A 14,003-nucleotide genomic window follows, 5' to 3' on the forward strand; every position below is an offset into this window, starting at 1 on the left:
TGTGCGTGGGCGATGGTCCTGCCGCCGTCCACGCACCATTGCCCGTACTCACTTGGTCAGGTAGACCGTGCTCCAGTCGATGAACTCGGTCGGTGGAATGCTGAGATCTTGCACACTCTTCAGCGCCGCCACGTTCGACTTGGTCTGGAACATTGGAATTCCCGGCGCATCCTGCGCCATGATATTCACCGCCTGTTGATAGAGGGCGGTCCGCTCACTCGGGTCGGACGACTGCTGCGCCTTCGTGAACAGGGCGTCCAGCTTCGGATTGCAGTAGCCGAGACGATTTGCTGCACAGTTGTACAGACGATTCAGCGTATAGTCCGCATCCCCTGTGATCGTCGCGTTCGGATTTACGACCATATCCCAGTTGTGCGCGGAGAAGTCGGCGAGCCAAGTGGTGGGGTCCTGTGCTCGCGGCTTCACCGTGATGCCGACGGCCTTCCATTGAGAAACGAATGCCGACACGAGAGTATCCATCCCCGCGTTGGAGGTGTTAAGCAGGATGTCAGCGGTAAGGCCGTTCGGGTAGCCTGCTTCGGCCAACAGCGCCTTGGCGCCCTTGGGATCGTAGGACGGCATATCGGCTGCGGTAACGCATCCAAAGGCACTAGAGGGGCAGAACGAGTCCATCGGCGATGCAGTCTCGCCGTAGAGGCTCTGCACGATCGTCGGCAGGTCCAGCGCCATCCACATAGCCCTGCGCACCTTCGGATCGGTGAGCGGCGACTTGGCGTTGTTAAACCATAGGAAGTAGTAGGTCAAAGCGTCGGCCGGAGTGAGCGTCACATTCTCCATGGCCTTCACCGTCGGGAACTGGTCGTAGATCACGTCGCCGAGGACGTGTGCCTGCCCGTTGGCGAGCGCCGTGATTTTGGCATTGGTGTCGGTGATAAGGCTGAACGTTAGCGTCTTAAGCTTCGCCTTCTCGCCCCAATAGGTGTCGTTGCGTGTCAACTTGACGTGGTCGTTCGCCACGTAGCTGGTGATGACGAATGGCCCGGTTCCGATCGGCTTGCCCCACCACACGTCATCAGTCGAATGCGTACCCTGGCCGATCTTGACCAGAGAGAGCACACCCAGCAGGGTTCCTGTCGGGGCACTGGTGTTGATCGTGAAGGTGGTCGGGTCGTCTGCCGTATACGACGTGATGATCGAGAGCGCCGCGGAGAGAGTCGCCTTCTTCGCAATGAAGCGGTCGAAACTGCCGACGACATCGGCCGAGGTGAACGGCTGTCCGTCGCTGAAGGTCACACCCTCGCGGAGCTTGAACTGCAGGCTGGTCGGGGTCGTCCACTTCCATGACGTCGCCAGCTGTGGCTGAGGGATCGACTTCTTGTCGAGCGTAACCAGAGCCTGAAGGACATTCGACATGATCTGGTTCGTGCCCATCTCCAGCGGCACCATCGCGGAGTCGAGGGACGGCACGCCGAAGTTCGGAACGAACGTGAGGTTCTGCTGATTGTCGGGGAGTCGCTCAGCCGGTGACGCCGCTTCTGCACCGCTGAGGCCAGTGAGGGCAATGACAGCAACCGCCACAGCGGCCGCTAGCCCCTCCCAACACTTACGAGTAGATGTCATTTCGTTCCTCCCTTGATTGAATATTTGGTGCGATAGTTCCCCCCTGAGTTAGCCTCTCGGGGTGGGTAGATGTGGAGCTGCTCACGGATCGGCCCAGCCAAGGGCGCACGACAGGGACTGCCGCGAGAAGCGCCTTCGTGTAGTCGTGCTGCGGTCGATCGAAGATATCGTGAACGCTCCCCTCTTCGACGACCTCGCCGCCGTGGAGCACGAGAACACGAGCGCAGAGGTGCTCGACTACGGAGAGGTCGTGAGAAATGAAGAGGTATGCGAGGCCGAGTTCTTCCTGGAGGTCCTGGAGAAGATTGAGCACCTGCGCCTGAACGGACACGTCGAGCGCCGACACAGCCTCGTCGCATATGATGAGCTTCGGCTTCAAGGCCAGCGCTCGGGCGATCCCGATGCGCTGGCGCTGACCGCCGGAGAACTGATGAGCGTAGCGGTCCGAGTAGTCGGGATTGAGGCCAACCCGTTCCATCAACTCCTGAGCCACAGCTGTCCAGTTACCACGAGGCACCACGTCCCGATGCACCCGCCAACCCTCCGCAATCAGGTCGCGCACGGTCAGCCGTGGATTCAGGGATGCATAGGGATCCTGGAATACCATCTGCATCTCGCGACGCACGGACTTCAGCTGTCTGGGCGAGTAACGCGTAATGTCGTGCCCGTTGAAGCCGATGGCGCCAGCATCGGGTTTGATTAGGCCTATCACACTGCGCGCGACCGTCGACTTGCCCGAGCCTGACTCGCCGACCAGCCCGACCGTCTCCCCCGGCTTGACCTCGAAGGTCACGTCGCGAACGGCGACCTTCTCGCCGACAATCCGACGAAGGACGGACGAGCGGATGGGATAGGCGACTTTAAGGTTCGAGACGCTGAGGAGTGGCTGATGCGTGGGCGCGGCTTTAGGCATCGGCGAGCACCTCCTCGGAGTAATGACAACCGGCGGCGTGATCGCTTCCCCGGCTCGCCGGCTGGCGAAGCGCGGGGACCTTCGTGCGACAACGGTCAGTCGCGAACGGGCAGCGGGGATTGAACGAGCACCCGCTCGGAAGTGCGAGCAGGTTCGGTGGAGAACCGACGATAGGGGTGAGCCTTCCTCCAATCTCGGCCGCGCTCGGGATCGAGTCGAGCAGACCTCGCGTGTAAGGATGGGCCGGCCGGTCGTAGACCTCGCGGATCGGCCCGGTCTCGACGATTCGACCGGCGTACATGATCGCGGCCCGCTCCGCGACTTGGGCAACGACGCCGAGATCGTGGCTGATCAGGATCATTGCCATGCCCGTCTCGGCTTGCAGGTCGGCAAGCAACGCTATGATCTGCTTCTGCACAGTCACGTCGAGCGCCGTGGTCGGCTCGTCGGCGATGAGGAGTCTCGGCTCGAGGGCGATCGCCATCGCGATCATGATGCGCTGGCGCTGCCCTCCCGAGAACTGATGCGGGTAGTCGCCGATCCGCGTCTCGGCGTCAGGTATCCCTACCCGCTTGAGCAGTTCGAGCGCCTTGCCCCACGCCTCCCGCTTGCCCATCCCGAGCCGGCGACGGAAGGGTTCCGCGACCTGGTACCCCACCTGGAACACCGGGTTCAGGGAACTGAGTGGGTCCTGGAAGACCATCGCGATCTCGGTCGCGCAGAGCTTCCTGACGTCCTTGACCGGCCTCGCCGTGAGGTCGAGCCCGTCATACACGATCGAGCCGCCGACGATCGAACCGGCTGGCTTAGGCAGAAGTGCCATCACTGCCTGTCCAGTGACTGACTTTCCCGAGCCGGACTCACCGAGAATCGCAAGCGTCTCGCCCGGACTCACGTCGAAGCTCACCCCGTCGAGAGCTCGCGCGACCCCCGCCGCCGTCGTGAACTCCACCTGCAGATCCCGGACGGACAGCAATGAGGCTGCAGCGCTCCTGGTTACGGCATCCGAGCCAATCCGCATCTCGGCCATCAGGCGCTCCTGAGCCGGGGATCGAAGCGATCACGTAGCGCATCTCCGAGCACCCCGGTCGCAAGTACAAGCACGAGGAGCAGCAGTCCCGGAATTGTCGAGATCCACCACGCGCTCGCCAGGTACTGAGTGCCGGTCGAGATCGTGCTTCCGAGGCTCGGAGTGCCGAAGGGCGCACCGACACCGAGGAACGAGAGCGCCGCCTCTGCGAGGACGACATAACCGAATTCTACGCTGGCTATGACGAGCATCGGAGCGATGCAGCCCGGAAGTAGGGTACGGAAGATGATGTGGAAGTGACTGGCACCGAGGGTGCGTGCTGCCTCGACATATTCGAGGCTCTTCAGGCCGAGCACCTGGCTTCGGATGACTCGCGCGAAGATCACCCAGTTGGAAATCGAGAGCACGATGATGACGTTCAGGATCCCCTGACCCAGTACCGAGACGAGCAGGATCGCGAGCAGGATCGATGGGAACGCCAGCTGGATATCTGCGATCCGCATCAGGGCGGTGTCGAGCCAGCCGCCAAAGTAGCCGGCGAGGAGCCCAAGGATTCCTCCGACTATGCCAGCGATGAGAAGAGTAGACGCGCCGACGATGAGAGACACTCGGGTGCCGGCCATCATCTCGGCGAAGAGGTCCGAGCCGACTTTGTCGGTTCCGAAGATCGCGATTGAGCCGTCGGGCATCGCCGTTCCCGGCGGCTTCAGGCGCACGAGAAGATCAGCGTGCAGCGGATCGTAGTTGTAGAGGACCGGCACAACAATCGCCCCGATCCCGAGAATCCCGATGACGACGAGCGGCACCAAGATTCGGGCGCTCACCGTGGCTCGGAGGCGGCGCGCGTGGGATGGTGCAATTGTGATTACGGCTTGATCTGCGCTCACTTCGAAAGCCTCACTCTCGGGTCGATGTACGCGTACAGAAGATCGACGAGCAAATTGACGATGACGAACGTGGCGGCAATGACAAGAACACTGGCCTGCAGGACGTTGTAGTCGCGTAGCTGGATGGACGACACGAGCAGCTTGCCGATCCCTGGGAACGAGAAGACAGTTTCTGTGACCACCGCACCGCCAAGCAGTGTGCCGAATTGGAGGCCGATGACAGTCACGATTGGGATCAACGCATTCCGTATCGCATGCGGGAACACGACGGTCAGCTCGCCCAAGCCTTTGGCCCGAGCCGTGTTGATGTAGCCCTCTCCGTTCACCTCAATGAGCCCGCTCCGTGTCAGCCGGGTGAGGATTGCGATGAAGGGCAGCGCGAGCACGATCGTCGGCAGGATCAGGCTCTGCGCCCCGACGAGACCGGCGCTCGGAAGCCACTTCAGCGAGCGGGAGAAGACGAGGAGCATCACGACGCCGATCCAGAAGCCGGGCAGCGCCTGAATGATCAGTGATACCGTGGTGACCAGTCGGTCGCCGATGCGGTTGACCTGCAGGGCGGCCAACACACCGAGCGGGATACTCACCACGATTGCGAGCGTGCACGCCAAGACAGCGAGGAGTGCTGTGTTGGGCAGGACCTGCCCAATCAAGTACACGGCTGGGACGTTGTGAGTGTAGGAGTTCCCGAAGTCTCCGGTCACCGCCTGCCCTAGGTACTGCACGTACTGCGCGGTCAGCGGTCGGTCGAGCCCCATCTGCTGCCGAAGGCTGGCGACCTGCTCTGGGGTCGCCGTCTGCCCTGCGATGAGCAGCGCGGGATCGGCAGGGACCATGCGCACGATGATGAAGACTACTGTCGCGACGCCCCAGAGCACGAAGATGGCAAGCAGCAGACGACGGACCACATAACCAAGCACTGTTCCCCCTCCGCCGCCGGGCCGACCCGCGACCACTCGGATCTTCGTCCGATTATTTTTCGATAACGCTAATGTACTTTGCCACACGCGTCTTTGGCAGTCAACCCAACGTCAAAATAGGGGTAAAGCCCTTGCTTTTACTAGCATTTATGCACACGCCGGCGCCATGCGCGTCGTGCGTCAGGCGGGGTTGACGAACATCTTTACGATAGCGCTAATGTTGGGCTAACGAGTATGGATGCATTGAGTGGGCCCAACGCATGCCCGTAGTTAAGCTCGAGCGTCGAATAGAAGAGGAAGACATGGCGGATGTAACGAACGGGCGTCGTCAGCCAACACTTCAGGACCTCGCGAATGTCGTCGGCCTCACCGCGAACACGATCTCCCGCGCGCTCAACGATAGGCCCGGTGTCAGCGCGACCACCCGCGCGTTGATCAAAGCCGAGGCAGAGCGGCTTGGGTATGTCCCGAATGTCCACGCCCGCTCGCTCGTGCTTGGATCACGCAAGACAATCGGCGTGATCGTCACCAATATTTCCAACCCGTTCTTCTCTGACCTCGTCAGCGAGGTCGAGCTCCAAGCGCAGGAAGCCGGCTACACTGTCCTGCTGCTTCTCTCCTACGAATCGGCTGAACGTGAGCGGGATGCCATCGACAGGGCGCTGCGATCGGGCCTGGACGGCCTCATCGCGGCCCCCGTGCAGGAGCGCTTCAACGCATGGACACCGGTGATCAAAGCAGGCATCCCCCTCGTCCTGGTCAGTCGCGAGCTCCCCGAGCTAGGGGTCGACTTCTACTCGACTGACAACGAGGCCGGCATCCGGCTAACAACCGACGCAGTCCTGGCTCTGGGCGCAAAGGACGTCGTCCTGCTCGACGAAGACATGCCCTTCTCTACCATCAGGCTCCGGATCGAAGGATTCCGGCGGTCGCTCGAGCGCCACGGGCTTCCCTTCGATCCTCGGCACCAGCTCGCCCTCGTTCCCCCGGCTCGCTCCTTCCGAGTCTCCCAGTCCTGGCACGCCGACGACGCGTACCGCGTCGCCAGCGACCTTCTCGACCGCGGTCGCCGACCAGACGCCTTCGTGGTCGGGGACGACTACTATGCCCTCGGCCTGTACCGCGCGCTACGCGAGCGCCGCATACGGGTCCCCGATGATGTGCTGGTGATGGGGTGGGGCAACCATCCTTTCACACGTTTCATGGAACCGCCTCTGTCCACACTGCTTTTGCCCTTCCAGGAAGTCGCACGTCGGGCGACGCGTCGACTTCTCGATCGGATCCAGGGCACCGCCGATGATCAGATCATCACCGAGCGTATCGTACCGGAACTTATTATCCGCGCTTCAACCACACGCTGATCCGCGGAAAGTACAATCCGACATCGAGCCCGGCTTTCCGACCGAAGCCGTTGGGTGAAGGTTTACAGAGAAGAAGTCGACACGGGGAACCGCCGCGCTTGGATCGTCGTCAAAGGAGAGAGGCATACCAAGAGCCGTCTGGGCTATCTCACGCTTTCGCTCTCGAAGGCCGGAAAACGCGCCATGGCGACGTTGAGCAAGGCTGCCGAGCACCCCTCAGCCAAAACGATCGTAATCGAATCCGCCGCAAACCCCTTGTTTCAGAGTGTAGTCATAGCTGTTCGTTAGATAGCCTCAGACGACCCAAGTCGGCAAACGCCGCTATCACCAAGGTCCTCTCACCAGACAAGATCCATGTACCTCGGACCTTCACGGTGCAAGGCCGTTAATCGACACGTCTTGAAAAAGCAGCCCATAACAGCCTAGAGAACACGCGACATTCATTGTGAGGAAGCGATCATATGGCCGAACGCCCAGAGCAAGAGAACACGCAGCCTGGTACCAAAGGCTCTGCCAGCACCTCCCAGCTCGACCGCTTGGAGAAGCTGGCGAGCGCGGCTGCCACCGCCGCGCAGGCGAAGCAGTGGCGGGCACACAAGAGTGGCCTGCGTCAGCAAGAGGAGCCTTCAGAGGTGCGCAACCTGTCTCATGATGCGGAAGCCAGAGCGCGGGCTGAAGCAGCGATGCAACAGATGTTGGCGAAATCGACAGGAAAGCGGCGATAGCTAACTCTGATCCCACACAGAATTTGGGATCGTCAATCGGGCAGTCACTAAGCCGAGCAAGCTCGGCTCCACAATTGAGTTCTGGTTCAGTGAACGGTGAAACCTCACTGCCGCCAAACAGTTTTTGCGCAAAGCACTCAATCGGCATGGCCGGCCCGAGTAGATCGTTATCGATGACAACCAGACAAATCGCGAGGCGATCGTGTCTTGTGACGCAGAAATCCGTCTGTAGGACCGCTCATGGCATCATCTTGATGTGATCGGGATCCGGCAGAGCCAATAGCTCAATAACTGCATCGAGCAGGATCATTGTGCAGTCAAAAGGCAAGTTCGCCCAACGTTTGGGTTCAAGTCGGTGAATAGCGCTCCCGTGACTCTTGGCAACATCGAGATGGTTCACATGACGCGCAGGCAGGATGCGAAGTATGCCTACCCCTCTCAGCTTCTCCTCGCCGAGCAGCTCAACGTTTTAGCTGTGCGAGACTTGCAGGTGGAATAGTCATCTTTCCGCCCGCATCGAAGCTTCGCGACAGATCCCCAGCGGTTTTTCCCGGCCACTGATCAGGTGGCAAGCCTCTTCCGTCGTCCCGCCAACCCGCCGCCGCCGATTATCGCCTCGCCCGCGCTCGGGCCTTTCAGCTCTGAGCTGAGGTGACTGGCATCGCGAGCGCCCCCTGATCCGGACCAAAACCGTTGATCGATGCGTCTCCCACCGACAACGTGGCAATGCCTTGCAACTTTTTGATGTTTCAGAATCAGAAGAGGTCAAGCGCTCGCACCGTTTCATAGTTACGTTGTGTTCGTGAAAAGCATCGAAACGGAAGCGCTTTATTTCCGACTGGTTTTAGACCGAAGACGACAAGCCGCCGTCGACAACGATAACTTGGCCGGTGATAAAGCTCGCGGCGTCGGAGGCCAGGAACACCACGGCTCCGGCAATTTCGCTCGGCTCGCCCCAGCGGGCAGCGGGCGTACGGCTCTTGACCCAGCGATCGAAATCCGGATCCGCCTGCAGCGCTTCATTCATGGGGGTCTGAAAATAGCCTGGAGCGACGCCGTTGACCTGAATGTTGTGCGGGCCGAGTTCCGCGGCGAGGGCGCGGGTCATCATCTTCAGACCGCCCTTCGCCGTGGCGTAGGGCACGATGGTCGGTCGACCCAGCTCGGACATCAAGGACAACGTGTTGATGATCTTCCCCTTGTTGCGGGCGATCATGGCGCCGACCACCGCCTGGGTCAGGAAGAAGGGCGCGGAGAGATGGGTTGCGATCATGCGGTCCCATCCCTCCGCCGGAAAGGCGGGGAAGGGAGATCGCTGCTGAACGCCGGCATTGTTGACGAGAATGTTGATGGGGCCATCTTCGCGCTCGAGATTTTCCACGAGGCGGGCGATCGCCTCCCGGTCGAGAAGATCGCAGATTCGTCCCTGCGCCGTCCCGCCAGCCTCGGAGATCTCGGTCACCGCCTTCTCAAGCTTGTTCCGATCGCGCCCCACGAGGACGACGCTCGCCCCGGCATCTGCAAGCCCATGCGCCATGGCCAGGCCCAGGCCGGATGCCCCGCCGGTCACGACCGCGCGCCGCCCTGACAAGTCGAACATCGTCGTCATTTGAACTTCTCCCGCATCGCCTGCCCAGTAGCTTATCCATCAAATGGACGTGTCGGGTCGAAATTCTGCACGAGAGAGCGCTGGAGCCGTCGCAAGCTCTTGTGTGACTGAGTTCGTTACATGCCATCTCCGGAGGTGCATGATGCTTGAAGGCCGTCATGTTGACCGGTCCGTGATCTTGCAGGGTTAAGGTCGAGTTCCGGTTCAGCAAGCGCCACAACGTGACCTGCTCGCCGTATGATCTCTCCACAAACACTTCATCCTTTCTCGTCTCTGCTCTCGATTTGCGACGGAGCCTCCTTGATGGCCAGCTCTTCGGGCGCAGTATAGTTCTTGGTGGCCCGAAGGGATGCAAAGCAATGCGACTGGGCGCTCATGCCGAAACCGTTTTTGAGTGGCTCGCCCTTAAGCTGAACCTCGGCCCCAAGCCTCTGGCCGATACCCAGGCAGCCTTCCAGTTCGCTCGGATCATCATGGCGGCCTCCCGAGCGGGCCTGTTCGAGGCGCTGCAGCATGGCGGGCGCACGGCCCAGGAGATTGCGGACTCGCGCAACACGGATCCCAGAGCGACGGGAAAGGCGCTGGATGCACTTCTAGCTCATGGCTACCTGCGCTATCGCAACGGGCGGTACGAGCTCAATCGCCTGTCCCGAAAGTGGCTGCTGGCCGATAGTCCACATACGGTGGTTCACAAGCTTGACTTCCAGGAGATCGAGTGGCGCTGGACGGAAGGGTTCGACCAGTGGCTTTACGACGGGGCAGCCCGGGACATGCACCGGGCGCTCACCCCCGAGGAGTGGCGCCGCTACCAGTGGGGCATGCGCGATTTCTCAACGGCGCCGGCGACGGAAGTGGCTTGGCGGGCGCGCCTGCCCAAAGCGGCCAGGACCTTGCTCGACATTGGCGGATCGCATGGCTTTTATGCGGTCCAGCTGTGCCGGCGCCATCCCGGCTTGCAGGCAACCATCCTGGAACTGCCGGAGGCCATTCCGACCGCGGCCGAGATCCTGGCGAGGGAGGGTATGGGGGATCGGGTGTCGCATGTCGCCGGCGATGCACTTGCCGATGATCTCGGGCACGAGACTTATGATGCCGTGCTGATCGCCAACCTCATTCACCACTTCAATGCCGAGCAGAATCTCAGGCTGGCGCAGAAGGTCACTCGCGCTCTCAAGCCAAGTGGAGTCTTCATGGTCATGGATGCCATCCGGATCACATCACCGGCGGAGGCGAACCGGCCCGACCGAAGACTCGGGGCGGTGCTGGACGTGTACTTCGCCCTGACAAGCACCTCGGGCACGTGGTCGGTTGAGGCCGTTCAGAATTGGCAAATGGCGGCGGGACTGCGCCCCTCGCGACCGGTCTGGCTCAAGACCATGCCCGGCGCCGCCCTGATTTCGGCGGTGCGGCCGACCGAGTGAAATCCCGAGTTTGTGTTTGACGACAATTCATGCCGTCCAACCGCTACGGCCTGTCCTTATGTCGCGGATGCGGGAACGAAACTCGACGCCTTTCGTTGATTTCCGTTTGACCTCTGCCTTGAGATTGCCCGGATCGCCGTGTCAGGAAAGATGAACGATTCCTTAACGACATGGCGGGGGCAATGCGAACACCTCTCAGCGGGCGACTGAACGCTTGGGCTTTTTCTACCAACACGGTTCGACTGGTAATCGGCACCCTGGCTCTCGCCATGCTCGGCGGCGGAGCCATGGCCAAGCCGAAGTCCCACCCACCGACCGCTTCTCTGTCCGTTGCGAGAACGGGTTCCGCCCCGCCGCTTGCGGCTTGGGTTCGATTCTGCCGGCAGTGGCCGGCGGAATGCGCCGTTGATCCGTCCGAACCGGCCAAGATCACCCTTACGCCAGAGGCTTGGCAGACCATCGTGCGGGTCAACCGGCAAGTAAATGCCGCGATCAAGCCGATGACCGACATGGAGCATTGGGGCGTCGAGGATCGCTGGGATTTCGCCGAGGACGGCTACGGCGACTGCGAGGACTACCAGCTCGTCAAGCGCAGGCGCTTGGTCGAGGCCGGCTTCCCCCGCCGGGCATTGCGCATGACTGTGGTCATCGACGAGGATGGCGCCGGACATGCCGTGATGATGGTGCGCACCGACCGAGGTGACTTCATCCTCGACAACAAGCGCAATGCCGTGCTGTCGTGGCAGCAGACCGGCTATAGTTACGTAAAGCGGGAGGGCGACGCTGGCTCCGCGTGGGCTTCGTTGGGTGGCGCCTCTGCCTCGCTGGTGGCGACCGCTGGCCGCTGAGGACATCCTCACCTCCTCGGTCCCGCTCATCGGAGCCAAAACAGCTCACCGAATTGTGTTGGTCAGCCTGCCGCCCCTCGGTACACGCTGGTGTATGATCCCGAGCGGCTTGACGGGATCACTCATGATCGGGCGACACACCCTTATTCGCCGGCATTCGCTCATGGTCCGTGTGACACACTGGATCAATGCCGTGTGCCTGCTGATCCTTCTGATGAGCGGCCTCCAGATCTTCAACGCCCATCCAGCGCTCTACTGGGGCCAGGCCTCAGCTTTCGATCACCCTATCCTTGCCCTGACGGCCACAGATGGCGGCGAGGCTGGAAACAGGGGTGTCACGGAGATCTTCGGGCATACCTTTGACACGACGGGCATCCTCGGCGCATCACTCGGATCAGGAGCGGAGCTCCAAAGGCGCGGCTTCCCATCTTGGCTGACGCTCCCGAGCTACCAGGATCTCGCGACGGGGCGCCGCTGGCACTTCTTTTTCGCCTGGCTGCTTGTCCTCAACGGCACCGTATACTTCCTCTACGGCGTCGTTAGCGGTCATCTGCGCCGCGACCTCTTGCCGACCGGCCGACAGCTCAGAGCAATCGGGCATACGATCCGCGAGCACCTGCTTCTGCGCTTTCCGCGTGGCGACGAGGCCCGGCGCTACAACGTGCTCCAGAAGCTGGCCTATCTGGCCGTCGCTCTCGTGCTGCTGCCGCTGGCGGTTCTCACCGGTCTGACGATGTCGCCTGGGATGGACGCTGCCGTTCCAGAGCTCCTGAGCTTCTTCGGCGGCCGGCAGTCCGCCCGCACGATCCACTTCCTGGCCGCATCCGGACTGGTGCTCTTCGTAGCCGTGCATGTGGCCATGGTCCTGCTCTCGGGCGCCTGGAACAACCTCCGTTCCATGATCACCGGTTCGTACCTCCTTCAGGACAGCGTTCATGCAGACCGATCCTGAGCGACGCGGCTTCCTCATGCGAACCGCCGCGTTGGCCGGAACGCTGGCGCTCGGTGGCTGTGATCGCCTGTCTGAGACCCCCTGGTTCCGGCAGGTCCTGGACAGCGCCGAGGGCGCCACCTCAAGAGCGCAGCGGTTTCTGCTTGGCTCAGGTCCCCTCGCCCGCGAATACACGGAGGCAGACCTCTCGCCAGTCTTCAAGGCGAATGGCTCGGTCTCGGTCGACGACTTCGATTATCAGACCCTCGCCGAGAAAGGCTTTGTCGACTGGCGACTGCAGATCGACGGCCTGGTCGAACGCCCACAACGGCTCTCTCTCGCTGAGCTCCGGGCGATGCCCTCGCGCACCCAGATCACGCGGCATGACTGTGTCGAGGGCTGGAGCTGCATCGGCAAGTGGACAGGCACGCCGCTGACCTCCGTGCTGGAGCGAGCCGGCGTGCAATCCCAAGCGCGTTATGTTGTGTTCCACTGCGCGGACACGCTCGAGCCGACGCTGGATGGCACGGGGCAGTATTACGAGAGCCTCGGATTCGAGGATGCCTATCACCCACAGACGATCCTGGCCTACGACATGAACGGACATCCACTGCCGATCCCGCATGGGGCGCCGCTGCGGCTACGGGTGGAGCGTCAGCTCGGCTACAAGATGGCAAAGTACATCATGCGGATTGAACTCGTGGAGAGTTTTACCGGAATCGGTCGCGGCCGCGGCGGCTTCTGGGAGGACCGTGGCTACGAGTGGTACGCGGGCATTTAGGAATTTGTAGGTTTGCGATCAGCTCAGGAGAAGCGTGGCATGATCACTCAAGTCCTTCCTCGGGTGCATACCCTTGTCCTCGTCTTGGGCATTGCCGGGGCCGTGGTGGCCCCGTCCGTTTGGGCGCAAGGCTCGCCGCCGGTGCGAGTGCGGGGAACCATCGAGCGGATAGAAGGAGACACCATGGAGGTGAAGACCCGAGGTGGGGCTGATGCCACCCTCCGACTTGCAGGTGATGCCAGGATCACCGGGCTGATCAAGGCATCGTGGGCTGACATCAAGCCGGGGACCTTTGTGGGCACCGCCGCCATTGAGCAGGCCACGGGCAACGCGAGATCACTGGAAGTGCAGGTATTCCCCGAAAACATGCGCGGGGTTGGCGAAGGCTCTCACGAGTATGATCTGGGGCCGAAGAGTTCGATGACGAATGGCACGATTGGTCAGGTCACGGAAGCGAGCACCGGACGGCAGTTGACCATCAAGTATCAGGGCACCGAAAAGACAGTCGTGGTCCCGCCGGATGCGCCGATCGTGACCTATGTTCAAGCAACCCGAGACGATCTTGCACCGGGCGCCAAGGTGATCGTCACGGCGAGCAAGCAACCGGACGGGACCATGCAAGCGACCCGCATCCTTGTGGGCAAGGACGGCATCGAGCCGCCGATGTAACTCTTCGCGCTGTGACGAAGCGGGCCGTTCGGTGTGCTCCCGCTTCAGGTTCGATCGACCTGCCCCGCTCCAGCCGTGATGTCGAAGACCGGCTGAAGCCTGGATTAAGCGCAGGTGATCCATGCCACTAAATGCCGTTCAGACGGGCGCGCCACACTACCCGAGAAGGGCGAGCGGTATCGTTCTTATTCGATCACTTCACCCTCGAGCAGGCAGGCGGCAGGATTGATCTGCCGTGTCAGCGCTCATAGACAAGCTTCGGCACAACGAGCCAATCTGCCTGCTCGGGTGTCGAATCGACCTAAGACATTTGTATAGGACCGCCTC

Annotated in this window: 13 protein-coding genes and 1 pseudogene; 8 read left to right on the forward strand and 6 right to left on the reverse strand. The window is 61.6% G+C overall.

From position 1 onward, the window contains the following. Positions 1 to 48: 48 nt before the first annotated feature. Genes K9B37_RS18210 through K9B37_RS18230 form a run of 5 tightly spaced genes read right to left on the reverse strand, consistent with a single transcriptional unit; the run spans position 49 to position 5,367 of the window. The gene (locus K9B37_RS18210) at positions 49 to 1,581 is read right to left on the reverse strand and encodes an ABC transporter substrate-binding protein (protein WP_224314958.1); all 1,533 of its coding nucleotides are present in this window, start codon (positions 1,579 to 1,581) and stop codon (positions 49 to 51) included. Beyond that, positions 1,565 to 2,494 (reverse strand): ABC transporter ATP-binding protein, encoded by a 930-nt coding sequence (locus K9B37_RS18215; RefSeq protein WP_224314959.1) that lies wholly within the window; start codon positions 2,492 to 2,494, stop codon positions 1,565 to 1,567. The genes K9B37_RS18210 and K9B37_RS18215 overlap by 17 nt, the downstream gene beginning before the upstream one ends. Beyond that, positions 2,487 to 3,524 (reverse strand): ABC transporter ATP-binding protein, encoded by a 1,038-nt coding sequence (locus K9B37_RS18220; RefSeq protein ID WP_224314960.1) that lies wholly within the window; start codon positions 3,522 to 3,524, stop codon positions 2,487 to 2,489. Before K9B37_RS18220 ends, K9B37_RS18215 begins: the two co-directional genes overlap by 8 nt. After that, positions 3,524 to 4,348 carry an ABC transporter permease gene (locus K9B37_RS18225; RefSeq protein ID WP_224314961.1) on the reverse strand — a complete coding sequence of 275 codons (825 nt, stop codon included), beginning with the start codon at positions 4,346 to 4,348 and terminating at the stop codon, positions 3,524 to 3,526. The genes K9B37_RS18220 and K9B37_RS18225 overlap by 1 nt, the downstream gene beginning before the upstream one ends. A 59-nt stretch (positions 4,349 to 4,407) precedes the next feature. Then, complete coding sequence (locus K9B37_RS18230; protein ID WP_224314962.1) at positions 4,408 to 5,367, reverse strand: ABC transporter permease; 960 nt, start codon at positions 5,365 to 5,367, stop codon at positions 4,408 to 4,410. A gap of 266 nt (positions 5,368 to 5,633) precedes the next feature. Between K9B37_RS18230 and K9B37_RS18235 the strand changes: the two genes are divergently transcribed. The 3 genes and pseudogenes from K9B37_RS18235 to K9B37_RS18245 all read left to right on the forward strand — a co-directional run. After that, on the forward strand, positions 5,634 to 6,692 hold the full coding sequence (locus K9B37_RS18235) for a LacI family DNA-binding transcriptional regulator (protein WP_224314963.1): 1,059 nt from the start codon (positions 5,634 to 5,636) through the stop codon (positions 6,690 to 6,692). A 461-nt stretch (positions 6,693 to 7,153) separates the two neighbouring features. After that, positions 7,154 to 7,417 (forward strand): hypothetical protein, encoded by a 264-nt coding sequence (locus tag K9B37_RS18240; RefSeq protein WP_224314964.1) that lies wholly within the window; start codon positions 7,154 to 7,156, stop codon positions 7,415 to 7,417. A gap of 64 nt (positions 7,418 to 7,481) precedes the next feature. Next, positions 7,482 to 7,916 (forward strand): annotated as a pseudogene (locus K9B37_RS18245) (DDE-type integrase/transposase/recombinase); the annotation flags it as partial. Positions 7,917 to 8,261: 345 nt separating this feature from the next. Here K9B37_RS18245 and K9B37_RS18250 read toward each other — a convergent pair. Further along, entirely contained in the window at positions 8,262 to 9,026 is a 765-nt protein-coding gene (locus K9B37_RS18250) for an SDR family NAD(P)-dependent oxidoreductase (protein ID WP_224314965.1), read from the reverse strand. A 359-nt stretch (positions 9,027 to 9,385) separates the two neighbouring features. On the opposite strand from K9B37_RS18250, the gene K9B37_RS18255 reads away from it, so the two are divergent. From K9B37_RS18255 to K9B37_RS18275, 5 genes are all read left to right on the forward strand, one after another. Then, positions 9,386 to 10,447, forward strand: coding sequence for a class I SAM-dependent methyltransferase (locus K9B37_RS18255; RefSeq protein ID WP_224314966.1), 1,062 nt, complete (start codon positions 9,386 to 9,388; stop codon positions 10,445 to 10,447). A 182-nt stretch (positions 10,448 to 10,629) separates the two neighbouring features. Further along, on the forward strand, positions 10,630 to 11,295 hold the full coding sequence (locus K9B37_RS18260) for a transglutaminase-like cysteine peptidase (protein WP_224314967.1): 666 nt from the start codon (positions 10,630 to 10,632) through the stop codon (positions 11,293 to 11,295). A gap of 124 nt (positions 11,296 to 11,419) precedes the next feature. Continuing rightward, on the forward strand, positions 11,420 to 12,247 hold the full coding sequence (locus K9B37_RS18265) for a cytochrome b/b6 domain-containing protein (RefSeq protein WP_224314968.1): 828 nt from the start codon (positions 11,420 to 11,422) through the stop codon (positions 12,245 to 12,247). Then, positions 12,231 to 13,007, forward strand: coding sequence for a molybdopterin-binding protein (locus K9B37_RS18270; RefSeq protein WP_224314969.1), 777 nt, complete (start codon positions 12,231 to 12,233; stop codon positions 13,005 to 13,007). The genes K9B37_RS18265 and K9B37_RS18270 overlap by 17 nt, the downstream gene beginning before the upstream one ends. A 39-nt stretch (positions 13,008 to 13,046) precedes the next feature. Continuing rightward, positions 13,047 to 13,676: a hypothetical protein gene (locus K9B37_RS18275; protein ID WP_224314970.1), complete on the forward strand. Its 630-nt coding sequence runs from the start codon at positions 13,047 to 13,049 to the stop codon at positions 13,674 to 13,676. Positions 13,677 to 14,003: the final 327 nt, after the last annotated feature.

It is taken from the genome of Microvirga puerhi, assembly GCF_020089865.1.
In the GTDB taxonomy this organism is placed as follows: domain Bacteria; phylum Pseudomonadota; class Alphaproteobacteria; order Rhizobiales; family Beijerinckiaceae; genus Microvirga; species Microvirga puerhi.